This is a genomic window from Pseudomonas sp. 2995-3 (assembly GCF_002742565.1).
Taxonomy (GTDB): domain Bacteria; phylum Pseudomonadota; class Gammaproteobacteria; order Pseudomonadales; family Pseudomonadaceae; genus Aquipseudomonas; species Aquipseudomonas edaphica.
In genome coordinates this window covers 1-376 of sequence record NZ_LJSB01000198.1, presented here as the reverse complement: position 1 = coordinate 376, position 376 = coordinate 1, and the positions used below count along the sequence as shown (strand labels likewise).

Below are 376 nucleotides of genomic sequence, written 5' to 3'. Positions count from 1 at the left end.
TTCTAGCATCCCTTGGACAAAACTTTTAAATCTACGACTTCCATAAATGGTAGATGCAATGTCCAATAATTCTTGTTCATTTAATCCACCACCAATTTTTGCACGTTTCACAGAAGTCCTAATATCACGTATCCCGCCTAAAGGGGCTTGTCCCCTTAACCTTAGTACTTTAGCTCCCTCATAAGTACTGTTCTGCTCATGCTCTATTGTCTCAAGGTCAAATAATGGAGTTAATTCTTCCACCCGTTGCTTACCTAAGGAACTACTAGCATGCTGAATTAATTGACCCTTCATCTTATTGTATTCTAATATTCGACATACCCTTTCAATCACAAGGGACACCTCCATCTAAATCGTTACCTCTTCTGATTTATAT

General features: G+C 38.3%; 1 protein-coding gene. It reads right to left on the bottom strand.

Annotated features, from left to right (window positions below; all coding sequences use genetic code 11):
- On the bottom strand, positions 1-333 hold a 333-nt coding region (locus tag AOA62_RS17910; protein WP_218244143.1), incomplete at its 3' end, for a hypothetical protein.
- Positions 334-376: the final 43 nt, after the last annotated feature.